Raw genomic sequence first — 23156 nt, forward strand, 5'->3', positions numbered from 1 at the left:
TAAGGTGCAGCTTTAGTGCAATGGCGGATACTTTAATGAGCGATACACCTTTCTGGCAACGTAAAACCCTGGATGAAATGACCGATGCCGAGTGGGAGTCGCTGTGCGATGGCTGCGGTCAATGCTGCCTGCATAAGCTGATGGATGAAGATACAGATGAAATCTACTTCACCAACGTGGCGTGCAGGCAATTAAATATCAAAACGTGCCAGTGCCGTCATTATGAACGCCGTTTTGAATTTGAACCCGACTGTATCAAACTCACTCGCGAAAACTTGCCAGACTTTGAATGGTTGCCGATGACCTGCGCCTACCGTTTGTTGGCGGAAGGTAAGCCCTTGCCGACATGGCATCCGCTGCTGACTGGATCGAAAGCCGCTATGCATGGCGAGCGAATTTCTGTCCGTCATATCGCGGTTAAAGAATCCGAAGTACGGGACTGGCAGGATCATATTTTAAATAAACCGTCGTGGGCAGAATAAGTCTTCGGCAAAACGGCTGATTGTTTACAATTCTTTAATTTACGCTGGGCGGCCCCTGAAATCAGGAATTGCGTGCAAATTCCGTCACCTGGCGTTATCACTGCCTTCTATTCTTCCCTGACGCGCCTTGTCGCTGCGCTCGCGCACGTATGGCGGCGACTCTATACTTTCAAAGCAGTATATCGCTGCCTATCCTGAGGAGTTACCCCATGAATAACCAACCGTTGCGCGTTTCAAAGGATCAGCCCAGGAAGCCTGATAAGACACCCGAAGACGAAGGAAAAAATCCAAAGAAAAACCAAAAGTAGTGCTGTAGGGTATCTTTAATAACTATGGTTCGTTGGAGGCTTTATGTCTGAACGTCCTGATTTAGTCGATCCATTACCAGAGGATGAGCCGCTTCCTGGTGAAAATATTCCGGATACACCAGAGGGAGACGATCCTCTCGACCCGGATACCCAGAATGAGGTTGAAGATCCTCGTAGATAGCGTCTTGTGCTATTAACCAACCGCCTGATGCACCGTCTGTGCCAGGCGGTTTTTTGCATCTTCTAAAGCGAAACATCCTGATAATCCTCAGAAAGATAGCCTATAATTTTTTGTACGTTAAAATAGTAGCGCGTCCATGACGACACTGTCTTATTTGCGCTTAGCCGTTTGCGAGTTCAAAGGAGGAAATCAATGAACAGCGAAGAGTTGACACATAAAGCAGAAGAGGAAATCGCGGCACTCATTAGCAAAAAGGTCGCCGAACTACGGAAGAAAACCGGGCAAGAGGTTTCCGAAATAGAGTTCGCGCCGCGAGAAACGATGAAAGGGCTTGAGGGATACCACGTTAAAATTAAACTACTCTAGCGTTTAATTAGCGCCATCAATTACCTGGCTACTGGGCGGGACGCCGCCCAGTGGTGACTGGTTTACCGATGTCAGGCTTTTTTCTGTTGATACATTTCCTCGCCCTGATGGTCTTCCTCTACCCAAAAATGAATGTTGAACCGCGCATCATCGCTCAGCTCTACCCGATGCCAGTATTGCGGCGGACTGGTGGCGAATTGCCCGGCATTAATCACCACTTTCACTTCGGGTTCTGTCGCGGTTTCATTCGCAAAGCCATAGTAGGTCACGGTGCCTTCCATCACGCAGAGTTGTCCGAAAACGCCTGCCGCTGTGTTGTGATGAGAGAGCAGTGCCGCCGGAACATTTTCTTTGGTGAAAAAGGGGGTAGAGCGTTTAACTTTCCAGTTTGCCGGGATGCGCAAGTGGGACATAAGACATCTCCCTGATGTGGTGATTAAAAGATGTATTTAATATACACCTTTTAATCACTGGCAAACAACGCTTCGGGCAAAAAAAACGCTCCCGAAGGAGCGTGTGTATCAACGACCGAACAGGTCGCGTTTTTTAGGCTTAAATGCCTGGGCTATGACGACGGCTATCGCCACCACAAGGTAAGCGGCAAAGATCCCCAACAGCCATTGTGGCATCTCCAGCGTTAAAAACGACCACTGGCGTTCGGCGCAATCACCGGATGCCACAAACACCTGCGGCAGCCATTTACCCAACGGCAACCAGTCTGGAAAGCGCGCCATAAAGTCACAGGTCATGAACGGCGAGGGATGCAACTGAATCATCGTATGTTCATACGCCAGTTGTAGACCCCGCCAGGCGCTGTAAATCCAGATAACCATCGCCACGTATCGCAACGGCGTTTTCGGCGCTATTGCGCCGACCAGACCCGCGCCCATCACGCCAAACAGGGCGCAACGTTCGTAAATACATAGCACGCAAGGTTTAAGTAACATGACGTGCTGGAACCACAGCGCCACCATTTCCAGCGCCAGGGCGGTAAACGCCATCAGTAACCATGCGCCCCGACCCCGTGAGCACTGGTTTAAAAATCGCAACATAATAATTTCCCTGCAACATGCGTAGAGACCGCAGTGTAAACCAATTCAATTCGTGCGCCACTAGCGGGAAATGAAATAATGTGTAATTGGATAATTATCAGGCAAAAATCGGAGCCGGGCGGTGTATTGCCCGGCCAAACGTTACGAAAGCGTTGCTAACCATCCTGCCTGAGTCATCCATTCGGTGACCGGCGCAAGAGTGAATTCGACGCACAGTAGCCCTATCAGGGTCAGTACGATAGTGTACGGTAACGCCATCCAGACCATACGGCCATAGGAGAGACGGATTAACGGCGCCAGCGCGGAGGTCAGCAGGAATAAGAATGCCGCCTGACCATTTGGTGTCGCTACCGATGGCAGGTTAGTACCGGTATTGATGGCCACAGCTAACAGCTCAAACTGTTTTAAGCTGATAGCGCCGTTTTCCATTGCCGCCTTCGCTTCGTTGATATAAATAGTGCCGACAAAGACGTTATCCGAAATGGAAGACAACAGGCCGTTAAAGAGATAGAACAGCGTTAGCTGCGCGTGTTCAGAGGCTTGCAAGACAAACTGAATAATCGGCGCGAAAAGATGTTGATCGATAATAACCGCCACAATGGAGAAGAAAACGGTTAACAGCGCAGTAAACGGCAGCGACTCGGTAAACGCTTTGCCGATGGCGTGTTCATCGGTTACACCCGTTAACGCGGTGGCCAGAATAATAACCGACAGACCAATCAGCCCCACCTCCGCGAGATGGAGGGCGAGGGCGGTAACCAGCCAGACGCCAATAATTGCCTGGACTATTAGTTTAATTTTATCCTGGCGGGTGCGCTTCTTACGGCTTTGATCGTCGAATTGCTGCAAGACGTCGCGGACTTTTTCGGGCAACGTTTCGCCATAGCCAAACCAGCGCATTTTCTCGACCAGCATACAGGTTAACAGTCCACATATCAGTACCGGGACGGTGACAGGCGACATCCGTAAAAAGAAGTCGCCGAAATGCCAGCCAGCCGCTTTAGCGATGATCAGGTTTTGCGGCTCCCCGACCATGGTCATGACGCCGCCCAGCGCCGTCCCCACGCCCGCATGCATCATCAGGCTACGCAAGAATCCGCGGAATTGCTCCAGCACCGTTTTGTAATGCGGATCGATATGGCTATCGTCCAGCATATCGTTCTCTTCGCCGCGCGATGAGGCCACACGATGGTAAATCCCGTAAAAACCGACGGCGACGCTGATCACCACCGCAACGACGGTAAGCGCGTCAAGAAAAGCCGACAAGAACGCGGCGGCGACGCAAAAGGCCAGCGACAGAACCATCTTCGAGCGGATACTGAGTAACAGACGGGTAAAAATAAACAGCAATAACTGCTTCATAAAGTAGATGCCTGCCACCATAAACATCAGCAGCAGCAAGACTTCCAGGTTGGCGGCAACCTCTTCACGTACATGGGCGGCGCTGGTCATGCCGATGATGACGGCTTCAATGGCCAGTAACCCGCCGGGCAGCAGGGGGTAACACTTTAACGCCATCGCCAGGGTGAAGATAAACTCTGCCACCAGCAGCCAACCGGCAATAAAGGGATTAGCTAAGAAAATGAATGGGTTAATAATTAAAAAGACAAGTAGTGCCAGTTTGTACCAGTCGGGCGACTGGCCTAAAAAGTTGCGCCACATGGCGCGACCCCATGAGATCTCCATGAAATTTTTCCTTACCTAGAAAAATGAAATAGCGTTTTTATGTTTAAACACAGAGAGTAGCGAGCGCGACGAATGCAAGCAAGTCCTTAACGATATTGGCAGGCGATATCAGAAATGGTGCCTTGATCCCCTTTTTCTTCATTGCGTCCGCTATCAGGTGTTACGCCCGTCTGGTATGATGAGTGCAACTATGTTTTGCTGTGTAATGGAAATCTCACTATGGTCATTAAGGCGCAGAGCCCGGCGGGTTTCGCGGAAGAGTATATTATTGAAAGTATCTGGAATAACCGCTTTCCTCCTGGCACGATCTTACCGGCAGAACGAGAACTCTCCGAACTGATCGGCGTGACGCGCACGACATTACGCGAGGTGTTACAGCGGCTGGCGCGAGATGGCTGGCTGACTATTCAGCATGGCAAACCGACAAAGGTTAATAATTTTTGGGAAACGTCAGGGCTGAATATCCTTGAAACGCTGGCCCGCCTTGACCATGAAAGCGTTCCGCAACTGATCGACAATTTGTTGTCGGTGCGTACCAATATTTCTACTATCTTTATTCGTACCGCGTTGCGTCAACACCCGGATAAGGCGCAGGAAGTGCTGGCCACTGCCCACGAAGTGGCCGACCATGCTGATGCATTCGCCGATCTGGACTATAACATCTTTCGTGGTCTGGCATTCGCCTCCGGCAATCCTATTTACGGCTTGATCCTGAATGGTATGAAAGGGTTATACACCCGCATTGGTCGCCACTATTTCGCCAATCCGGAAGCGCGCAGTCTGGCACTGGGTTTCTATCATAAATTATCGTCGTTATGCGAGCAGGGTGCGCACGACCAGGTGTATGAAACGGTGCGGCGTTACGGGCATGACAGCGGCGAGATTTGGCATCGGATGCAGAAAAATCTGCCCGGCGATTTAGCGATTCAGGGACGATAATCCCGCGATGCCCGGTAAGCGCAAACACTACCGGGCAGTATCTCGATTACAGCATGTTCATGCGCGGCGGACAACGCTCCAGCAGTTCTACGCTGCCATCCTCATTTTGTTGCTCCAGCATCACATCAAAGCCCCATAACCGATGCACATGTTTCAGCACCTCTTTGCGGCCTTTATCCAGCGGCGCGCGGTTATGCGGGATATAACGCAACGTCAGCGATCTGTCGCCACGTAAATCCACATTCCAGACCTGAATATTCGGCTCCAGGTTGCTCAGGTTATACTGTGACGACAGTTTTGATCGAATCTCCCGATAACCTTCTTCGTTATGAATGGCGGAGATCTCCAGATAATTATGCCTGTCATCATCAAGTACCGTGAAGAAACGGAAATCACGCATCACTTTGGGCGACAGGAACTGACTGATAAAGCTTTCATCTTTAAAATCGCGCATGGCGAAGTGCAGCGTTTCCAGCCAGTCGGAACCGGCAATATCCGGAAACCAGTATTTATCTTCATCCGTGGGCGACTGACAAATACGTTTGATATCCTGGAACATGGCAAAGCCGAGCGCATAGGGGTTAATTCCGCTATACCAGGGGCTATTATAGGGCGGCTGGAATACGACATTGGTATGGCTGTGTAAAAACTCCAGCATAAAGCGTTCCGTCACTTTGCCTTCATCATAGAGATGGTTCAAGATGGTGTAGTGCCAGAAGGTCGCCCAGCCCTCGTTCATGACCTGCGTCTGTTTCTGCGGATAAAAATACTGGCTGACTTTACGCACGATGCGCAGAATTTCGCGCTGCCACGGCTCGAGCAACGGGGCGTTTTTCTCCATAAAATAGAGCAGGTTTTCCTGCGGTTCAGCGGGAAAGCGGCGTGCTTCGGCGACAGTTTTTTCTTCCTCGCGTTTTGGCAGCGTGCGCCACAGCATATTCACCTGGCTTTGTAGATACTCTTCCCGGCTTTTTTGTCGCGCTTTCTCTTCCTGCAACGAGATTTTCTGCGGGCGCTTATAACGATCGACGCCGTAATTCATCAGCGCGTGGCAGGAGTCGAGCAGTTTTTCTACTTCATCCACTCCGTAGCGTTCTTCACAGCGGGTAATGTAATTTCGGGCGAAAATCAGGTAATCGACGATAGAGCTGGCATCCGTCCAGCTCCGGAAGAGATAATTATTTTTAAAAAAGGAGTTGTGTCCGTAACAGGCGTGCGCCATGACCAGCGCTTGCATGGTGATGGTGTTCTCTTCCATCAGGTAGGCAATGCAGGGATTAGAGTTGATCACAATTTCATAAGCCAGTCCTTGTTGACCATGCTTATACAGACGTTCCGTCTCAATGAACTTTTTGCCAAACGACCAATGCGGATAGTTGATCGGCATCCCGACGCTGGAGTAGGCGTCCATCATCTGTTCGGAAGTGATGACTTCAATTTGGTGCGGGTAAGTATCCAGTTGGTAGAGTTTCGCCACGCGGTCTATCTCTGCCAGATAGACATCCAGCAGATCAAATGTCCAGTCGGGTCCATCGCTCAAACGTGTGGTGTCCTTGTTCATGGAATCAATCGTTGCCATTCGCGCACCCTCATTGTTGGCGACGCTCTCTGTATGGAGCGCCTCCTTTCAAGCATAGAACACCATGTTAAAAAACGACTTGATCGTGAAAACTTTTCTTTGCGATTTCCTCCACATTGAACGGCAAAAAATCGGGTATTGGCATCATTTTATGCTGTATAGCCATGCCGCGTAGCAGGAGATCCCAAACCAGTGGGATCGCTTGTCTTTAGGGTATATGTGAAGCACGTCACCATAAAAAAGTCATATGTTGAATAATATTTTCATCTGGGTTATCAAGATGTAATCAGAAGATTGTTCTTTTACTATTAACGGAGTGGCTATGCGAGTTGTCATCCTGGGGAGTGGCGTAGTTGGCGTGACCAGCGCCTGGTACTTGAGTCAGGCGGGGCATGATGTCACCGTCATCGATCGCGAATCCGGCCCGGCGCAAGAAACCAGCGCGGCGAATGCCGGACAAATTTCACCGGGATATGCGGCGCCCTGGGCGGCCCCTGGCGTACCGCTGAAGGCGATAAAATGGATGTTCCAGCGCCATGCGCCGCTGGCGGTGCGTCTGGATGGCACCCCGTTTCAACTGAAGTGGATGTGGCAAATGCTGCGTAACTGCGATACCCGGCATTATATGGAAAATAAAGGCCGCATGGTGCGTCTGGCGGAATATAGTCGCGACTGTCTGAAAACGCTACGCGCCGCGACCGGTATCGAATATGAAGGCCGCCAGGGGGGAACGCTGCAACTCTTCCGCACCGCGCAACAGTATGAGAACGCCACCCGTGATATCGCCGTACTGGAAGATGCCGGGGTGCCGTATCAGCTCCTGGAAGCCAGCCGACTGGCGGAAGTTGAACCCGCTCTGGCTGAGGTTGCGCATAAATTAACCGGCGGACTGCGCTTACCGAATGATGAAACCGGGGACTGTCAGCTCTTTACCCAGCGTCTGGCGCGCATGGCGGAGCAGGCGGGCGTAACCTTTCGCTTTAATACTCCCGTGGAAAAATTACTGTACGAAAATGATCAGATTTACGGCGTGAAATGCGCCGATGAGATCATTAAAGCCGATGCGTATGTCATGGCGTTTGGATCGTATTCGACGGCGATGCTTAAAGGCATTGTTGATATCCCGGTGTATCCGCTGAAAGGCTATTCATTAACCATCCCAATCGTCGAGCCAGACGGCGCGCCGGTATCGACGATTCTTGATGAAACCTACAAAATCGCTATTACGCGTTTTGATAAGCGTATTCGCGTGGGGGGAATGGCGGAAATCGTGGGCTTTAATACCGACTTACTGCAACCACGCCGCGAGACGCTGGAGATGGTTGTGCGCGATCTCTTTCCGCGCGGCGGTCATATTGAGCAGGCCACATTCTGGACCGGCCTGCGCCCCATGACGCCGGACGGCACGCCGGTAGTAGGACGCACCCGTTATAAAAATCTGTGGCTTAATACTGGACACGGCACCTTAGGCTGGACGATGGCCTGCGGTTCAGGCCAGTTGTTAAGCGATATCTTGTCGGGTCGTACGCCAGCGATACCCTACGACGATCTGAGCGTGGCGCGATACCGTTCCGATTTTACGCCCACCCGCCCGCAACGTTTGCATAGCGCGCATAACTGATAAAGGAAGTGAAATGACCCGCCCTATACAGGCCAGCCTTGATTTACAGGTAATGAAACAAAATTTGGCTATTGTGCGCCGGGCGGCCCCAGAGGCGCGCGTCTGGTCGGTAGTGAAAGCCAACGCCTACGGCCACGGTATTGAACGCGTCTGGAGCGCGCTGGGCGCCACAGATGGTTTCGCTATGCTCAACCTTGAAGAGGCGATTACCCTGCGTGAGCGCGGGTGGAAAGGGGCGATATTGATGCTGGAGGGGTTTTTCCATGCGCAAGACCTGGAGGCGTATGACACTTATCGGCTGACCACCTGCATCCACAGTAACTGGCAGTTGAAAGCGCTGCAAAATGCGCGGCTTAACGCGCCGCTGGATATCTATGTCAAAGTCAACAGCGGCATGAACCGACTCGGTTTTCAGCCTGAGCGGGTGCAGACCGTCTGGCAGCAATTGCGGACAATGCGCAATGTCGGTGAAATGACCCTGATGTCACATTTTGCTCAGGCCGATCATCCGGAAGGTATCGGGGAGGCGATGAGACGTATTGCGCTGGCGACAGAAGGCCTGCAGTGTGCATACTCGTTATCAAATTCGGCAGCGACGCTGTGGCATCCCCAGGCGCATTATGACTGGGTCAGGCCGGGCATTATTTTGTACGGCGCGTCGCCGTCAGGACAGTGGCGGGATATTGCCGATACCGGGCTAAAACCCGTGATGACGCTGAGTAGCGAAATTATTGGCGTGCAGACGCTGAGCGCGGGTGAAAGGGTAGGCTATGGCGGAGGGTATTCTGTGACTCAGGAACAACGCATTGGCATCGTCGCGGCGGGTTATGCCGATGGCTATCCACGCCATGCGCCGACCGGGACGCCCGTGCTGGTGGACGGTATCCGTACCAGAACAGTAGGCACCGTTTCAATGGATATGCTGGCGGTGGATTTGACGCCGTGTCCGCAGGCGGGAATCGGCACGCCGGTTGAATTATGGGGCAAAGAAATTAAGGTCGATGATGTCGCCTCTGCGGCAGGCACGCTGGGCTATGAGCTACTGTGCGCCGTAGCGCCGCGTGTGCCGTTTGTGACAACGTAACCTAATTCAGGCTAAGGCGTCGACCGGTCCACTTGGGGGCGGGTCGACGTTGCCAGGCGACCTTATTCTGCTTCGTCTTCGGCGACGCGCACCCCAATCTTGCGTACCACGTTATCTTCTTTTTCAGCTACCGTCCAAATCATGCCGCCAAACTCCACCTGATCGCCGACGACCGGCGCAGCGCCCAGCAGTTGCTGTATGATTTCACCCAGGGTTTGTTGTTTATCCCGGTATTCCGTTCCTTCTTCCAGCCCGTAGATAAGCGCCACGTCGGCGAATTTCGCATTCGCTTCGAGGATAAAATCGCCAAAGAAACGCTGATCTAACGAAACCGGCGGCGACTGGCTAAACAATTTGCCCAGCGCTGGCAGATCGCGCTCCCGGCCAATCACGCAGAGTACGTCGCCTTCCTGCAGACGAGTACTACCCGTGGGGTGAAACAGTTCATTATTGCGAAATAGCGCGGCAATGCGGGTTTCGTTCGGCATATGCAGGTCGCGCAACGCCGCGCCGACGCACCATTTGTCGGCGCTCAACTGATAGATGAATTGCTCCCACGGATTATCAGGATGGATGTCAAGCCCCACGCGCGATACTGGCCAGCCAACCGGAGGCACGACCACTTTGGCTCTTTTCGCCGCCCATGACAGCGATGTTCCCTGCAGGAGCAGTGACACCAGTACCACAAAGAAAGCGACATTAAAGAACAGGCGAGCGTTTTCAAGCCCGGCCATCATCGGGAAAACGGCGAGAATAATCGGCACCGCGCCGCGCAGTCCGACCCAACTGATGAAAATGCGCTCCCGAAGATTGAAGCCGCGAAATGGCAGCAGGCCGGTAAACACCGACAATGGGCGGGCGAAGAAAATCATCCAGATAGAGAGAATAAGCGCAGGGACGGCAATCGGCCACAGATCGGAAGGCGTCACCAGCAGTCCCAGGACCAGGAACATGGCGATCTGCGCCAGCCAGGCCAGTCCGTCAAAGTTTTGCAGGATGCCGTAACGGTTGCGAATCGGACGGTTTCCTAACAGGAATCCGCACAGATAGACCGCGAGAATGCCGCTGCCTTCAAGCGCGGTCGTCAAAGCAAAAATCAGAATACCGCCGCTGAGCGCCAGCATCGGATACAGGCCGCTGGGCAGAGAAATACGGTTGATCATCTGCTGTAGCAGGTAACCGCCGCCGAGGCCAAAAACAATACCGAGACCGAACTGCTGGATAATATGGACGGCAAACATCCAGTCCAGGCCGGTTTCATGTTTCTGGATCATCTCAATTAATGTAATGGTCAGAAAAACGGCCATCGGGTCGTTACTTCCCGATTCGATCTCCAGCGTGGAGCCTACACGTTCGTTTAGCCCTTTGCCGCCAAGCAGAGAAAAGACCGCTGCGGCGTCAGTGGAACCGACTATCGCGCCGATAAGCAGACCTTCGATAAGATCCAGATGAAACAGCCAGGCGGCCATCATACCTGTTAACCCCGACGTGATCAGCACGCCGAGCGTCGCCAGCGACAGCGCGGGGCCCAGCGCTACCCGGAAAGAGCTGGCCTGGGTGCGCATTCCGCCATCGAGTAAAATAATCGCCAGCGCCAGGTTACTGACCATATAAGCGAAAGGATAATTATCGAAAGGAATACCGCCAATGCCATCCACACCCGCTAACATCCCAATGGCGAGGAAAATGACCAGAATCGGGATACCCAGTCGCGATGAGAATGAACTTAACAGGATACTGCTGGTTACAAGGATGGAACCTAAAATAAATAGACTAATAATTGTTGCAGCATCCAACGTTTTATATCTCCTGACTCACACGACTTCGTATTATTTAACATTAACATAATAACGGCCAGGGCAGCGTTTTACTTAGCCTGTCGGGGACTTTTTTTACAATTGCAGCGTAGGATGACCAGATAAAGTGAGTTGAGTCCCCTGGCGCGTATTTTTAAGCGTCGCGTTTGCCCCGATAGGGAGCGTCACCGTACGCTGTTCATGCCCGAAGTCGAGACCGGTAATCAGCGGAACGGACAGACGGGAACGTAAAAACGCGTAGACGCTCTCCAGAGAATAGCCAGCGTCATACTCGTTGGGCGCCGCGCCGCTAAAGCTGCCGAGAACGATGGCGCTCTGACGGTTTAAAATTCCGGCGTACTCCAGTTGCAAAAGCATACGCTCCACCCGGAAAGGATGCTCATTGACATCTTCCAGCACTAAAATTCCTTTATCGATAGTCGGCATCCAGGGCGTACCGATAAGGGAAATCAACATCGCCAGATTTCCGCCCCATAAGGTGCCTTGTACGTCGCACTGAGGGCCGTCGCCTTGCCACTCTACGGTAAATTGCGCCTTACGTAGCGCCAGCCAGAAATGTTGCTCGGTGAACGTATTCAGCGTTTCGGCGCCAAAATTTGCCGCCAGCATAGGACCGCTAAAGGTGATGACATTGGCCTGCGCCAGGAGTCCAGCCTGAATCGCCGTAAAATCGCTATGACCGCAAATCAGTAAGGGATCGCGCTGTTGCCGGGAGGCGAGCGCCTGCCAGTCGATACGATCCAGCAAGCGGCTGGCGCCATAGCCGCCGCGAACCGGCATGACGATCGTATCCGGCGAAGTTAGCGAGGCCAGCGAATTAACATCGGCCAGCCGTTCCGCGTCCGTACCGGCAAAACGCTGATAGCGGCGACGAATCACCTCGTCATTCTCCACCTGATGACCCGCGTCAGTCAGGCGCTGAACGCCGCGTAACGCGGCCTGTTGGTTAATACAGTAGCCCGAGGGGGCGATTAAATGAAACAGAGACATGGTAATTCCTTGCTGACAATAGAATGCAAATGTATATCATGCCGCATATATTAGGCGATGTCCCTCGTTGTGCGACGTTTCTGGATGCGCACCAGGGAGGCAACCTAAGTACCTGGCCGGGGCGGTATGACCTCTTCGGCAGATAAGTTACGGCTATAAGGATAGATGACGTGAAATTAAGATGGTTTGCTTTTTTGGTAGTAATACTGGCTGGCTGTAGCTCAAAACAGGATTACAGGAATCCGCCGTGGAATGCCGAAGTGCCTGTAAAGCGTGCGATGCAGTGGATGCCCATCAGTGAAAAAGCCGGGGCGGCATGGGGGGTTGATCCGCATTTAATCACCGCGATTATCGCCATTGAATCCGGTGGCAACCCTAACGCGGTCAGTAAGTCCAATGCGATTGGCCTGATGCAGTTAAAGGCGTCGACCTCCGGGCGTGACGTTTACCGTCGTATGGGCTGGCGTGGCGAACCGACCACCAGCGAGCTGAAAAACCCTGAGCGTAACATCTCAATGGGCGCGGCGTATCTGAGCATTCTGGAAAATGGGCCGCTGGCCGGCATCAAAGATCCGCAGGTGATGCAATATGCGCTGGTCGTCTCTTATGCTAACGGCGCAGGCGCGTTATTGCGTACTTTTTCATCCGACAGGAAGAAGGCGATAGAAAAAATTAACGATCTGGATGCGGACGAGTTTTTTGAACATGTTGTTGATAATCATCCCGCGCCGCAGGCGCCGCGCTATATCTGGAAGCTTCAGCAGGCGCTGGACGCCATGTAGTTTAGCGTGAAGATTATTCTCGCACTTTATTCGCTCTTTCTCGGGCGTCGCGCTCAAGCGAAAAAATAATCCGCTGCAACTCCCGCTCCACCGCCGGGCTAACGTTAAGGAAACGAAAGCTCAGGCGGGGAGTGGTGATCGTTTCATTTTTCCCATCAATCACCTTACGCTCGCTGATGGCGATAAGCTGGGCGTCAACGTGAAAAATCCCCCATGGCCCCATGTTCAGTTCAACCTGCGAAAAGCGTGCGCCTTCGATTAGTCCGTCGGGGATGGCGGATTCCAGTAGCGCGCCCATGCCGCCCAGGGAAAGATCAAACAGGCGAAAACGTAACGTACGGGTGTCCGGTAGCGTGGTGACGCCGTAATAAGGCGGATACAGCGGCGCGCCAATGCGAAAATACTCCCGGCGCTGGACAAACCACAGTGACGACGGCAGGGGCGTGATAAAGGCCGGCAGCCGCTGATATTCGCCTGTAACGAGTTGCGGCAACGTGAACTCGACTTTTGCACCCTGCGTTTCTGCGATAATGGCTACCTGCCCGGCACGTAATACGGCGCTATTTTCATATTCCTGGCTGCCGTAATCTACGATGAGTTTTTCCGGGTCTACCGCCAAAATTTTACTGATGAATTGACCATGCGCCCATGAAATACGCAGTGGAACCTGATTTTTATTTAAATCCCGTAGCACGCCTAATATCGCTAATGGATTTTTTTTCAGGAACTGCTCATTGTAACCACTCACACGAAATAACCCCTGATACGCAGACTATCGTTGGGTTATCGGCATCGGTAGAAAGAACTTAATAGCGATAAATAAATTTTTATGTCCGCGAGATAAATCAGTGTTCAGAAATGCGACGCTCGACTTTGCCTATACTTAAAACGTTTTTACTGGAAAGAGGGTTTGCAAATGGGAATTATCGCCTGGATTATTTTTGGTTTGATTGCCGGCGTTATCGCCAAATTGCTTATGCCGGGGCGCGATGGCGGGGGATTTATCCTGACCTGTATTCTCGGTATCGTCGGGGCGGTCGTTGGCGGATGGCTGGCGACGATGTTTGGTATTGGCGGCAGTATCAGCGGCTTTAATCTGCACAGTTTCCTGGTCGCCGTGGTGGGCGCGATTGTGGTGCTGGTGATTTTCCGCCTTCTGCGACGCGGCTAACCGCTGCAGAACGTGTAAGCGTTGACCCGGTCAGCGCCGGGTCAACCTACTATAAACACGCGTTACTGCGTCGCTGCAGACGGCGTTTTTGTCGGCGTTGCGCTTAACGATGCCGGACGAGTAGACGGTACGCTATCACACGGTTTTTCCTGCGGACAAATCAGATCGAGCATTTTCAGCGTCACGCCGTTGGTCCAGCCAAAGCCGTCCTGAAGGGGATATTCGCCGCCGCCACCGCCGGTTCCGGTACTGCTGACGTCATATTTTTCGACCAGTTTTTTCTCGCGATCGTAGGTGTGCTGCACATTGGTTAAAAAGCGCCAGGTGACTTCCATTGCCACGTCATCCTGCCCATAATTTTGCAATCCTTCGGCAGCGACCCATTGTAACGGCGCCCAGCCGTTTGGCGCATCCCACTGCTGTCCGCTTTTAACCGAGGTGGTAGCCAGCCCGCCAGGCTGTAGCAGATGCGCCTGGGCCGCCGCCGCCACTTTCGCGGCGCGATCTTTCGCGGCGGCGTTTACATAGAGCGGGAACAGCGCGGCAGCGGTGAGTTGGTTGCGGATTTTATTGTTCTGCAGATCGTAGTCGGCATACCAACCCTCTTTGTTATTCCACAGATGCATTTCAATGGCTTTTTGCCGCGCGTTGGCCAGCGCGTCATATTGCGAGGCTTTGGCCCGATCGCCCGCCGCAGCGCTGGCGCGGGCGAGGGTCTTCTCCAGCTGATACAGCAGAGCGTTAAGATCGACAGGGACAATCGTGGTGGTGCGAATGGTACTGAGCTGCTGCGGATTATCCATCCAGCGGGAGCTGAAATCCCAGCCAGAGGCGGCGGCAGAGCGGAGGTCTCGATAGATCTCCGTTGCCGGGCGGTTGGGGTTGCTTTTGGCGGTAGCGATATCTTCAACCCAGGATTCAGGGCGGGGCGTATCCCGATCGTCCCAGTAGCGGTTGAGAACGCTGCCGTCCTCCAGTTTGACGACGCGTTGGTTTTGTTGCCCTGGCTGCAATGTCTCAACGCCCTCCATCCAATAGGCGTACTCTTTTTGCAGTTGCGGCAGGTATTCTTTCAGCGCATCGTCACCTTCATGTTGCGCCAGTAACTCAACCATAAACGCAAAGAAAGGCGGCTGCGAACGACTCAGGTAGTAGGTACGGTTGCCGTTGGGAATATGCCCCCAGGCGTCAATTTCGTAACCAAAGTTCGCCACCATATCCGCCACCTTATCCCAGTGCCCGCTTTCCGCCAGCCCCAGCATCGTAAAATAGCTGTCCCAGTAGTAAATCTCTCTGAATCGCCCACCCGGTACGACATAGGATTCAGGCAACGGCAAGAGCGAGTCCCACTTTTCGACGTTTTTAGTTGAGCGGGTCAGCACCGGCCACAGGCCATCAATATGTTCACGCAATGACTGTCCGGCCGGCGGGACATATTTTTCACCCGCTTTCGGCAGGGTGAAGTTAACATCAACAAAATGACGCAAATCGAAGCCGGACTGGTTCCGCTGCATACGATAATCCGCAAGAATCATGAGCGGATCGCTATTAGGTATGGCGTCAGCAAAGGTTTTCTGATCGGGGAAGAGTTTTGCATTCTGGACATCATTAAAGAGCGGGCCAAGCAAAATATCCGGCGGCTGCGGAGTTTCAGTGTCGGAAGACGGGTCTGCGGCAGTCGCCGAAAACGATGCAAACGTCAGCAGCGTCCCTGCCAGCGCCAGTTTTATGGCTTTCTGCAGTAGAACAGAACGGCGAATCTCTGGGGGTATCATCAAGTTATCTCCTTAGCGGTGAGCCAAAGCCAACGGCATTTACCATGACAAAACCTTAGTCTACGATGACCAGATACGCGTGATTGAACCGCTATTTTGCGAACAAACAGACATTTTATTGAGACGGAATTTATCGGCGCGCGCGTGGAAAACGGGGTATACAGACAAAAAATCCACGCCGGGACGTGGATTTTAGCGTAATGATTTGTCGCCTTAACCCGGATAGATACCGCGATCTTTACGGGCCAACAGAATGCGCTCACAGGCGACAATATAGGCTGCGGTGCGCAGAGAGCAGGATTTCTCAGTCGCTTTCTCCCAGACATGGACGATAGCGTCGGTCATGATTTTGTCCATGCGCGCGTTGATCTCTTCTTCGCTCCAGAAGAAGCTGGCCATATCTTGTACCCATTCGAAGTAGCTGACGGTTACGCCGCCTGCGTTACAGACCACGTCAGGCACCACAAGGATACCACGGCTGGCCAGAACATCATCAGCATCCGGATAGGTCGGGCCGTTAGCCCCTTCCAGCACCAGCTTACACGTCAGGGCTTCCGCGCGCTGACGAGTTATCTGGCCTTCAAGCGCCGCCGGGATCAGAATATCCATCTCCAGACGCCAGAACGCATCGCTGGCGATAGTTTCCGCGCCCGGGAAACCGGCTATCTGTTTGTGTTCTGTCTGCCATGCCGTGAGCGCCTTCATGTCAATACCGGTGGCGTTAAACAGCGTTGCGGTATGATCCTGAATCGCCACGACACGGGCGCCAGCGCCTGCAAACAGACGCGCGGCTTCGCTGCCGACGTTACCAAAACCCTGAACCGCAACGCGAGCGCCTTCAACGGCGATATTCGCCCGACGCGCGGCTTCCAGCCCGCTGACGAAAACGCCGCGCCCCGTCGCTTTTTCACGGCCCAGCGAACCGCCAAGATGGATAGGCTTACCGGTGACGACGCCAGTGACCGTCGTGCCATGATTCATGGAATACGTATCCATCATCCAGGCCATCACTTTACCGTTGGTGCCGACATCCGGCGCAGGAATATCTTTCTGCGGCCCGATGATAATGCCGATCTCGCTGGTATAGCGGCGGGTCAAACGCTCCAGTTCACCTTCCGACAGCGAGAACGGATCGACGCGGATGCCGCCTTTGGCGCCGCCGTACGGCAGGTTCAGCGCGGCACATTTGATGGTCATCCATGCTGACAGGGCCATCACTTCATTGAGATCAACGTCAGGATGGTAGCGAACACCGCCTTTACCCGGACCTCGGGAGAGGTTGTGCTGCACGCGATATCCTTCGAAATGACGAATAGTGCCATCATCCATTTGTACCGGAATATCGACGATCAGAGCGCGTTTTGGGTGGCGCAGAGTATCCACCCAGGGGGATAACTCGCCCAGATAAGGGGCCACACGCTCGATTTGTTGCAGGTAGGTATTCCAGGCAGATGTGCTGCTATCTGAAGCGTAAGATAACTTATCCATGATAAACCTTAGTGATAAAAGTAATATGTTCTTTAATTGACCGTGGTACATAGTAGATCACACCATGTAGCGATAAATTTAACACTTTTTTAAACAATTAACTCAGATCAAAAATGGCAGGCAGTTGGATTTTCGTTATGATTTTGGATTGGAAGTGGTTAACTATCCTATATAAGAGGTGATATATCGCTAATTATGCAATTAATTGCTTAAATATGCGTAATATGTGCAAGGCGGCTATTTGTCATAATTATGACGCACCTCTAAAAGTAAACATTATGATAACGACATGTATCAATGTTATGTCGTCCTGTCGGCGGGGAAACGTCTTCACCAGGCGCGTAAAAAGATAAAAATAACCGGAGTCAGACGGCGCTGACCCCGGTTTACCTCTTTATTGTTGACGCGACTCAAGCCATACCAACACCAGTGTCGACAGTGAGCACATCAGCAGAATGCCGACAAACCACAGTAAATACCACATCGCTTCCGCTCCCTAATAAAGTTCATGATCGTTGCGGCGGAGGGTCTCCAGGTTGATACGCCCCAACATTTTGTAATAGCTCCACAGCGTATAGAGCAGTACGATCGGCAGAAAAATCAGCACAATCACCAGCATGATTTCGAGCGTCATCTGGCTGGAGGTGCTGTCCCACACCGTCAGGCTGGAGAGAGGACTAACACTCGACGGCATCACAAAAGGAAATAGCGTTATGCCGGCGGTAAAGATGACGCAGGCCTGGGTCAGGGAAGCGAACAGAAATCCACGAATAGTCTGACCGCGAAGGCAGGCATAGAAAGCCAGAATCGGCAGGATCATACCGAGCAACGGGATGATGAGCAGTAGCGGCGAGCGTATAAAGTGGTTCATCCATGCGCCAGGGAGTATCGCCACGCCTTTTAAGAGCGGATTGGAAGGGCCGTTGGCATCTTGCGTGAGTAAGACAAAGCCATCAACGCCGGCCCACAGCCAGTAACCGGCCAGCAGGAAGCAGATCACGATCAGCAGCGCGCTGTGGCGGGTGGCCGACAGAGCCCGTTGACGAATAACGCCCTCCGTTTTCAACTGTAGCCAGACGCCTCCTTGCATAATCACCAACGACAGACTCAATAATCCACACAGTAGGGCAAAGGGCGAGAGTAACTGCCAGAAGGTGCCAAAATAGTCAACATGAAGCTGCGGCGTGAAGGCAAACGGCACGCCTAAAAACAGGTTGCCGAACGCGATACCGAATACGACGGGGGGAACCAGGCTGCCGATAACCAGACCGGTATCCCACAGCGCGCGCCAGCGAGCATTGGCGATTTTACCCCGATAATCAAAGGCCAGCGGGCGAAAGAAGAGGGCACACAGCACCAGGATCATCGCCACATAAAAACCGGAAAACGCGGCGGCATAGACCCGTGGCCAGGCGGCGAATAATGCCCCGCCCGCGAGAATCAACCATACCTGGTTTCCTTCCCAGTGGGCGCCGACGCTATTGATCAACACCCGGCGTTCGTCATCGTTGCGCGCTATCAGCGGGAGCAGGCAACCGACACCCATATCAAACCCGTCAGTTACCATAAATGCCACCAGGATAACGCCGATCAGCAGCCACCAAATGAACCGCAACGTTTCATAATCCAACATGATTGTCTCCTTTATCCCTGTTGTTGCGCTTGTTGTTGATGTTGCATGGCGCTTGGCCCAAGACGCGCGTACTTCTGCATCAGATAGACTTCCGCGATTAAAAACAGGGTGTAAAGTCCGAGGATAAGTCCCATTGAGAAGGCCAACTGGCCCGGCGTCAGCGCGGAGTGAGCGTACCAGGTCGGCAGAATGTCCTGAATCGCCCAGGGCTGACGGCCAAACTCCGTCATAAACCAACCGGCTTCAATGGCAATCCACGGTAACGGCAGGCTCCAGAGCGTCATACGCAATACCCAGCGATGCTGGTCGATACGCATTCGCAGCGTCTGTATCAACGCAATCAACATCACCACTAACAGCAGCGAACCGCAGCCGACCATAATACGGAAACTCCAGAACACCGGCGCCACCTGAGGAATAGCGCCACGCTGGGCCGCACGATATTGCTCCGGCGTCACATGGTTCATATCCGGGGCATATTTCGCCAGCAGAATGCCGTACCCCAGATCGCCCTCAACGGCGTGAAACGCATTCAGCACCTGCGGCGAGCGATTGCCTTGCGCTATCTCCTGCATGAGTAGCCAGGCCTCCCGGCCACGCTTCAGGCGCGGCAGAGTGTCGTCCATCAGGTTTTTTAACCCCGGAACTGGCGTATCCAGCGAATGGGTGGCCAGAATACCCAGCAGAGCAGGGATCTTCACGGCAAACGCATTACGCTCCTGTTCCTGCTGCGGCCAGGCAATCAGATGAAACGGCGCGGGCGCGGGTTCGGTTTGCCATTCGCCTTCCATCGCCGCCAGTTTCACCGGCTGAATTTGGGCGACCTCGTAGGCCGAACTGTCCCCCAGTTGCAGGGTTCCCAGAATGGCCAGGGTGCCGAATACTGAGCCGATAGCAAACGAGCGCAAGGCCACTTCACGCTCGCGGCCACGTAGCAGATACCAGGCGCTGATGGACATAATAAACATGGCGCCGGTGACATAACCGGACATGACGGTATGGACGAATTTCACCTGGCTCACCGGGTTAAAGACCAGATCGCTGAAGCTGCTCATTTCCATCCGTAACGTATCGATGTTGAAATGAGCGCCGGTAGGATGCTGCATCCAGCCATTGGCATTCAGAATCCATAATGCTGAAATATTGGAGCCGAAGGCCACCAGCCAGGTGACCAGCAGGTGTTGGTATTTATTCAGCCGCTGCCAGCCGAAAAAGAACAGGCCGACAAAAGTGGATTCGAGAAAGAAGGCCAGTAACGCTTCCATCGCCAGCGGCGCGCCGAAAATATCGCCCACATAGTTGGAATAGAGCGACCAGTTAGTCCCGAACTGAAACTCCATGGTCAGGCCGGTAGCCACACCGAGAGCAAAATTGATCCCGAAGAGCTTGCCCCAGAAACGCGTCATATCGCGGTAGACGGTTTTCCCCGTCACCACATAGATCGTCTCCATGACGGCCAGCAAAAAAATCAGCCCAAGCGTAAGAGGAACAAATAAAAAGTGATACAGCGCGGTCAGCGCAAACTGCCAGCGCGATAAGTCAATGACATCCCACATGCTAACTCCTGTAGGCAGAAAGAGAGTAAAAAGCTAATCAGTACCGGACACCGGTTACGTTCCTGTTGAGAGCGTTAGCGCGTCTCCAGCCATCGGCAGACTTCATCCAGGCGCTGGCGCGAATCGGCCAGATCTTCCGGTGCCGCCAGTACCAGCTCCGGCAAAGGACAAATCTCATAGCTATCGAGCAACGGCCCTTTAAGGGCGTCCAGACAGCGCACATGCCAGAGATGGCGCAATGCTGTGGCGTTGATTTGGCTTTCGCCATACCCGGAGATGCGAATCTGGATGTTCCCGTGTCCGCATAAACGCGCCAGAAAAAGACGATCGGCCTCGCTGAGTGGCAGTTGGGTCAAATTGATGCTGTGAGGTTGCAACGCCGGATCGCGTACGTGCGCCAATAACTCATGGGCCAGCGGCAGTCCATTCATCAGGCCAGCGACAGGCGGAGGCAGCAGAGAGTCGTCAGGCAGCGTATCGGCAGTCGCCGCTTGCCACAATGTCAGGGGCGCGCTACCCGCTTCCAGACGATCCGTCAGCAGGCGTCGGTTATGCAGATGGCGTACCCGCCACAGGCCGCAGAAGATGGTCTCCTGGATCTCGCTTTCACTCCCGTCCGGATGCTGAATGCGTACCGAGACTTCGCCTTCTCCCAATAACGTATTGAGGAATGAGAGATCATCGGCATTCAGGGGAGATAACTCCCATCCCAGCACGTCGCCGACTTCCGGAATGCACCGGGCAAGCTGACCTCGCAGATCGGTCAACAATGCCATCACCGCCGGGCTGTGAGCGCAGCGCTCCAGCGCCGCCATACTTGGGTCGCCATTGACCTGACAGGTGAGCGGTAAGGGATTCATCGAGAAACTGGCGTCATCAGGCTGCGTACCTGGCCCCAGCAGATGAAAAAAGGCGTTGCTCATTGTGCTGTCTCCTGCGCTGCGGGAGTGTCAACCATCGAACGCATCAGCGTGAGCAGTTCAGCCCAGGGATGAATGCCGCTGAGCGCGCCGCGTAACTCGCCGTCTGTAAAAACCAACGTCGCCGGAAACCGACGAACATTAAAGCGATCGCCGATAGCTTCGCTTTGTTCAAGGTCGGCCACCGCCACCTGCCAGTCAAACTGCGGGAACTCACGCAGGAGTTCGGCAATCATCACCGGGTTATCGCTGACTTCCGGCGTACGCCGCGGATCGCTACTTAACAGGATGACGCCATCTCCAACCAGTTTGATCCAGTCGTCTACCGTGGAAGCCTCTACCGGTTGCCATCCCCGGGTTAACAGGCGTTGCCATAGCGCAGAGAACGGGGTGTCATTCGCCACTTCTTTTGCCCTCCAGACGTGTCTGATACTGACGTATGCGCACTCCCTCATAATTTTCCATCGACAGGCATTTATAGTTCAGGCAGCGTGCGACCTCGTTTGCCTGCGGTACGATCCCCCAGGCGGCCAGTTGCTCCAGGGCGGCCTGTTCCGCCGCCGGTAGCTGGCTGCGAGCTATTTCGCTCAGGCTACCGCCGTAGTCGTCCAGTAGCGCCGGTTGCAGGCCGACCAGCGCAATGTGACAGGGCAGATGCCCGCGGATGTCGGCCAGCGCCAGAACTTCGGAAAAACTGTTTTGATGCAGGCTCATTTTTTTGGCGCTGAGATACGCGGGGATTTTCTCGCCGGCATAGGTTCGCAGGCTGCCCGGCGCCAGGCCATAATCGATCGCGTCAAGGAGCAGGAGATGGCTGGCTTGCTCTACATAACCTAACAGGTTTAGCCCTTGCGTACCGCCGTCCACAATTTCTACCTCTTCAGGCCAGTGATATCGGGCATACAAACGCTCCGCGACCCGGATACCGAATCCTTCATCGGCCCACAGCAGGTTTCCTAACCCCATCACCACTACGCGTTGCGCATTCATGAGGGCTCCTTGTCGTGCGGTTTGGGGAATTTGTGGCTGCGATAGCCATTGATCATGGTGGAGATCACCGTATCGTCGGACATAATGTCTTCCCGGATAGCGAGGTAAACGTGCCCGACGATGAAGGCGGCGATCAGCCACATGCCCAGTCGGTGCCAACTGTGAATATCGATGGAGTTGCCGCCGGTCCAGTAGAAAAATTCAACTACATAGCGGAACGGCGCAAAGATGGCGTACTGGCTATGCTCGCCAAACAGAGCGAAACCGGTGAGGATCATAAATACCGATAACAGGAAATAGCCGAACATCGCGGCCTGCGCGACAGGGTTATGTCCGATGTCGCTCCCCGGTTTTTTCTCCAGAAACAGATACCAGCGGACCACGGAGAAAGCGCCTTGCCACCAACTGCGACGCCAGACCGGGACGATAAACAGCTCTCGCGAATAGCGGTTGCCGACACAGGCCCAATAAATTCGCCCCAGCAGTAACACGGTAAAGATCATCGCGGCGGCAAAGTGGATCAGCCGGATATAGCCCATGTAAAACATATAGGTCGCCTCGCCACTCACCGACGGCAGCGGTCGGCCAATGAAGTAGCCTGTTACCATCAGTACCAACATGCAGGCCACCGTTAGCCAGTGCCACAGGCGTACCGGCGCTTCAAACACATAGTGGCTGACGGCAGTATCACGCGCCTCCCCGACGCGTGGAGATAGCTTTCCAGTCATCGTTCTTT

Annotated in this window: 24 protein-coding genes; 8 read left to right on the forward strand and 16 right to left on the reverse strand. The window is 53.5% G+C overall.

The genetic code is table 11. The annotated features are described in order from the left end of the window. Positions 1 to 35 precede the first annotated feature (35 nt). From LCS67_RS10090 to LCS67_RS10100, 3 genes are all read left to right on the forward strand, one after another. Entirely contained in the window at positions 36 to 482 is a 447-nt protein-coding gene (locus LCS67_RS10090) for a YcgN family cysteine cluster protein (RefSeq protein ID WP_001285703.1), read from the forward strand. 351 nt (positions 483 to 833) lie between these two features. After that, positions 834 to 971 carry a hypothetical protein gene (locus LCS67_RS10095; RefSeq protein WP_001519337.1) on the forward strand — a complete coding sequence of 46 codons (138 nt, stop codon included), beginning with the start codon at positions 834 to 836 and terminating at the stop codon, positions 969 to 971. Between the two features lie 192 nt (positions 972 to 1163). Next, positions 1164 to 1337, forward strand: a complete 174-nt coding sequence (locus LCS67_RS10100) for a GnsA/GnsB family addiction module toxin (RefSeq protein ID WP_001083582.1) — start codon at positions 1164 to 1166, stop codon at positions 1335 to 1337. Positions 1338 to 1408: 71 nt separating this feature from the next. Here LCS67_RS10100 and LCS67_RS10105 read toward each other — a convergent pair whose 3' ends face one another. The 3 genes from LCS67_RS10105 to nhaB all read right to left on the reverse strand — a co-directional run bounded on the left by LCS67_RS10105 (position 1409) and on the right by nhaB (position 4075). Continuing rightward, entirely contained in the window at positions 1409 to 1750 is a 342-nt protein-coding gene (locus tag LCS67_RS10105; protein ID WP_000018967.1) for a DUF1971 domain-containing protein, read from the reverse strand. A 108-nt stretch (positions 1751 to 1858) separates the two neighbouring features. Continuing rightward, positions 1859 to 2389: a disulfide bond formation protein DsbB gene (gene dsbB, locus LCS67_RS10110; protein WP_000943475.1), complete on the reverse strand. Its 531-nt coding sequence runs from the start codon at positions 2387 to 2389 to the stop codon at positions 1859 to 1861. Between the two features lie 141 nt (positions 2390 to 2530). Next, positions 2531 to 4075: a Na(+)/H(+) antiporter NhaB gene (gene nhaB, locus LCS67_RS10115; protein ID WP_000406426.1), complete on the reverse strand. Its 1545-nt coding sequence runs from the start codon at positions 4073 to 4075 to the stop codon at positions 2531 to 2533. Between the two features lie 219 nt (positions 4076 to 4294). Here nhaB and fadR point away from each other — a divergent pair, with 219 nt between their 5' ends. After that, positions 4295 to 5014, forward strand: coding sequence for a fatty acid metabolism transcriptional regulator FadR (gene fadR, locus LCS67_RS10120; RefSeq protein ID WP_000234826.1), 720 nt, complete (start codon positions 4295 to 4297; stop codon positions 5012 to 5014). Positions 5015 to 5060: 46 nt separating this feature from the next. On the opposite strand, the gene LCS67_RS10125 is transcribed toward fadR, so the two are convergent. Then, positions 5061 to 6593, reverse strand: a complete 1533-nt coding sequence (locus LCS67_RS10125) for a SpoVR family protein (protein WP_000190831.1) — start codon at positions 6591 to 6593, stop codon at positions 5061 to 5063. A gap of 322 nt (positions 6594 to 6915) precedes the next feature. On the opposite strand from LCS67_RS10125, the gene LCS67_RS10130 reads away from it, so the two are divergent. Both LCS67_RS10130 and dadX read left to right on the forward strand, forming a co-directional pair. Further along, a complete protein-coding gene (locus LCS67_RS10130; RefSeq protein WP_001266935.1) occupies positions 6916 to 8214 on the forward strand; it encodes a D-amino acid dehydrogenase in 1299 nt (432 codons plus the stop codon). A gap of 13 nt (positions 8215 to 8227) precedes the next feature. Beyond that, positions 8228 to 9298, forward strand: a complete 1071-nt coding sequence (gene dadX / locus LCS67_RS10135) for a catabolic alanine racemase DadX (RefSeq protein WP_000197894.1) — start codon at positions 8228 to 8230, stop codon at positions 9296 to 9298. Between the two features lie 62 nt (positions 9299 to 9360). Here dadX and LCS67_RS10140 read toward each other — a convergent pair whose 3' ends face one another. Beyond that, complete coding sequence (locus LCS67_RS10140; RefSeq protein ID WP_000338376.1) at positions 9361 to 11094, reverse strand: potassium/proton antiporter; 1734 nt, start codon at positions 11092 to 11094, stop codon at positions 9361 to 9363. Positions 11095 to 11190: 96 nt separating this feature from the next. Next, complete coding sequence (ldcA, locus tag LCS67_RS10145) at positions 11191 to 12105, reverse strand: muramoyltetrapeptide carboxypeptidase (RefSeq protein WP_000051613.1); 915 nt, start codon at positions 12103 to 12105, stop codon at positions 11191 to 11193. Between the two features lie 170 nt (positions 12106 to 12275). Here ldcA and emtA point away from each other — a divergent pair, with 170 nt between their 5' ends. Continuing rightward, the gene (emtA, locus tag LCS67_RS10150) at positions 12276 to 12887 is read left to right on the forward strand and encodes a membrane-bound lytic murein transglycosylase EmtA (RefSeq protein WP_000776974.1); all 612 of its coding nucleotides are present in this window, start codon (positions 12276 to 12278) and stop codon (positions 12885 to 12887) included. A gap of 13 nt (positions 12888 to 12900) precedes the next feature. Here emtA and ycgR read toward each other — a convergent pair whose 3' ends face one another. Then, entirely contained in the window at positions 12901 to 13635 is a 735-nt protein-coding gene (gene ycgR, locus LCS67_RS10155) for a flagellar brake protein YcgR (RefSeq protein ID WP_000017413.1), read from the reverse strand. A gap of 168 nt (positions 13636 to 13803) precedes the next feature. Here ycgR and LCS67_RS10160 point away from each other — a divergent pair, with 168 nt between their 5' ends. Then, positions 13804 to 14058, forward strand: coding sequence for a GlsB/YeaQ/YmgE family stress response membrane protein (locus LCS67_RS10160; protein ID WP_000511320.1), 255 nt, complete (start codon positions 13804 to 13806; stop codon positions 14056 to 14058). A 62-nt stretch (positions 14059 to 14120) separates the two neighbouring features. Here the strand turns inward: LCS67_RS10160 and LCS67_RS10165 are convergent, their stop codons facing one another. The 9 genes from LCS67_RS10165 to hyaC form a co-directional block, all read right to left on the reverse strand. After that, complete coding sequence (locus LCS67_RS10165; protein ID WP_000612835.1) at positions 14121 to 15833, reverse strand: alpha,alpha-trehalase; 1713 nt, start codon at positions 15831 to 15833, stop codon at positions 14121 to 14123. Between the two features lie 213 nt (positions 15834 to 16046). Next, the gene (locus LCS67_RS10170; protein WP_001519734.1) at positions 16047 to 17321 is read right to left on the reverse strand and encodes a Glu/Leu/Phe/Val family dehydrogenase; all 1275 of its coding nucleotides are present in this window, start codon (positions 17319 to 17321) and stop codon (positions 16047 to 16049) included. Positions 17322 to 17715: 394 nt separating this feature from the next. Continuing rightward, positions 17716 to 17805 carry a cytochrome bd-II oxidase subunit CbdX gene (gene cbdX, locus LCS67_RS10175; protein WP_000270306.1) on the reverse strand — a complete coding sequence of 30 codons (90 nt, stop codon included), beginning with the start codon at positions 17803 to 17805 and terminating at the stop codon, positions 17716 to 17718. A 12-nt stretch (positions 17806 to 17817) separates the two neighbouring features. Then, positions 17818 to 18954 carry a cytochrome d ubiquinol oxidase subunit II gene (gene appB / locus LCS67_RS10180; protein ID WP_000888110.1) on the reverse strand — a complete coding sequence of 379 codons (1137 nt, stop codon included), beginning with the start codon at positions 18952 to 18954 and terminating at the stop codon, positions 17818 to 17820. 11 nt (positions 18955 to 18965) lie between these two features. Further along, the gene (appC, locus tag LCS67_RS10185; protein ID WP_000263601.1) at positions 18966 to 20510 is read right to left on the reverse strand and encodes a cytochrome bd-II oxidase subunit 1; all 1545 of its coding nucleotides are present in this window, start codon (positions 20508 to 20510) and stop codon (positions 18966 to 18968) included. A gap of 74 nt (positions 20511 to 20584) precedes the next feature. Then, positions 20585 to 21433, reverse strand: coding sequence for a hydrogenase expression/formation protein (locus LCS67_RS10190; protein WP_000063367.1), 849 nt, complete (start codon positions 21431 to 21433; stop codon positions 20585 to 20587). Then, on the reverse strand, positions 21430 to 21834 hold the full coding sequence (gene hyaE, locus LCS67_RS10195; protein WP_001262570.1) for a hydrogenase-1 operon protein HyaE: 405 nt from the start codon (positions 21832 to 21834) through the stop codon (positions 21430 to 21432). Before hyaE ends, LCS67_RS10190 begins: the two co-directional genes overlap by 4 nt. Continuing rightward, entirely contained in the window at positions 21824 to 22420 is a 597-nt protein-coding gene (gene hyaD / locus LCS67_RS10200) for a hydrogenase 1 maturation protease (RefSeq protein WP_000993804.1), read from the reverse strand. The genes hyaE and hyaD overlap by 11 nt, the downstream gene beginning before the upstream one ends. Further along, positions 22417 to 23148 carry a Ni/Fe-hydrogenase b-type cytochrome subunit gene (gene hyaC / locus LCS67_RS10205; RefSeq protein ID WP_000147038.1) on the reverse strand — a complete coding sequence of 244 codons (732 nt, stop codon included), beginning with the start codon at positions 23146 to 23148 and terminating at the stop codon, positions 22417 to 22419. The genes hyaD and hyaC overlap by 4 nt, the downstream gene beginning before the upstream one ends. Between the last annotated feature and the right edge of the window lie 8 nt (positions 23149 to 23156).

The organism is Salmonella sp. A7, from assembly GCF_020181675.1.
Classification (GTDB): Bacteria; Pseudomonadota; Gammaproteobacteria; order Enterobacterales; family Enterobacteriaceae; genus Salmonella; species Salmonella enterica.

Coding starts and splice junctions, on each gene's coding strand:
- LCS67_RS10090 (WP_001285703.1), top strand. CDS start 36: ATGAGCGATACACCTTTCTGGCAACGTAAAACCCTGGATGAAATGACC.
- LCS67_RS10095 (WP_001519337.1), top strand. CDS start 834: ATGTCTGAACGTCCTGATTTAGTCGATCCATTACCAGAGGATGAGCCG.
- LCS67_RS10100 (WP_001083582.1), top strand. CDS start 1,164: ATGAACAGCGAAGAGTTGACACATAAAGCAGAAGAGGAAATCGCGGCA.
- LCS67_RS10105 (WP_000018967.1), bottom strand. CDS start 1,750: ATGTCCCACTTGCGCATCCCGGCAAACTGGAAAGTTAAACGCTCTACC.
- dsbB (WP_000943475.1), bottom strand. CDS start 2,389: ATGTTGCGATTTTTAAACCAGTGCTCACGGGGTCGGGGCGCATGGTTA.
- nhaB (WP_000406426.1), bottom strand. CDS start 4,075: ATGGAGATCTCATGGGGTCGCGCCATGTGGCGCAACTTTTTAGGCCAG.
- fadR (WP_000234826.1), top strand. CDS start 4,295: ATGGTCATTAAGGCGCAGAGCCCGGCGGGTTTCGCGGAAGAGTATATT.
- LCS67_RS10125 (WP_000190831.1), bottom strand. CDS start 6,593: ATGGCAACGATTGATTCCATGAACAAGGACACCACACGTTTGAGCGAT.
- LCS67_RS10130 (WP_001266935.1), top strand. CDS start 6,916: ATGCGAGTTGTCATCCTGGGGAGTGGCGTAGTTGGCGTGACCAGCGCC.
- dadX (WP_000197894.1), top strand. CDS start 8,228: ATGACCCGCCCTATACAGGCCAGCCTTGATTTACAGGTAATGAAACAA.
- ldcA (WP_000051613.1), bottom strand. CDS start 12,105: ATGTCTCTGTTTCATTTAATCGCCCCCTCGGGCTACTGTATTAACCAA.
- LCS67_RS10160 (WP_000511320.1), top strand. CDS start 13,804: ATGGGAATTATCGCCTGGATTATTTTTGGTTTGATTGCCGGCGTTATC.
- LCS67_RS10165 (WP_000612835.1), bottom strand. CDS start 15,833: ATGATACCCCCAGAGATTCGCCGTTCTGTTCTACTGCAGAAAGCCATA.
- LCS67_RS10170 (WP_001519734.1), bottom strand. CDS start 17,321: ATGGATAAGTTATCTTACGCTTCAGATAGCAGCACATCTGCCTGGAAT.
- cbdX (WP_000270306.1), bottom strand. CDS start 17,805: ATGTGGTATTTACTGTGGTTTGTCGGCATTCTGCTGATGTGCTCACTG.
- appB (WP_000888110.1), bottom strand. CDS start 18,954: ATGTTGGATTATGAAACGTTGCGGTTCATTTGGTGGCTGCTGATCGGC.
- appC (WP_000263601.1), bottom strand. CDS start 20,510: ATGTGGGATGTCATTGACTTATCGCGCTGGCAGTTTGCGCTGACCGCG.
- LCS67_RS10190 (WP_000063367.1), bottom strand. CDS start 21,433: ATGAGCAACGCCTTTTTTCATCTGCTGGGGCCAGGTACGCAGCCTGAT.
- hyaD (WP_000993804.1), bottom strand. CDS start 22,420: ATGAATGCGCAACGCGTAGTGGTGATGGGGTTAGGAAACCTGCTGTGG.
- hyaC (WP_000147038.1), bottom strand. CDS start 23,148: ATGACTGGAAAGCTATCTCCACGCGTCGGGGAGGCGCGTGATACTGCC.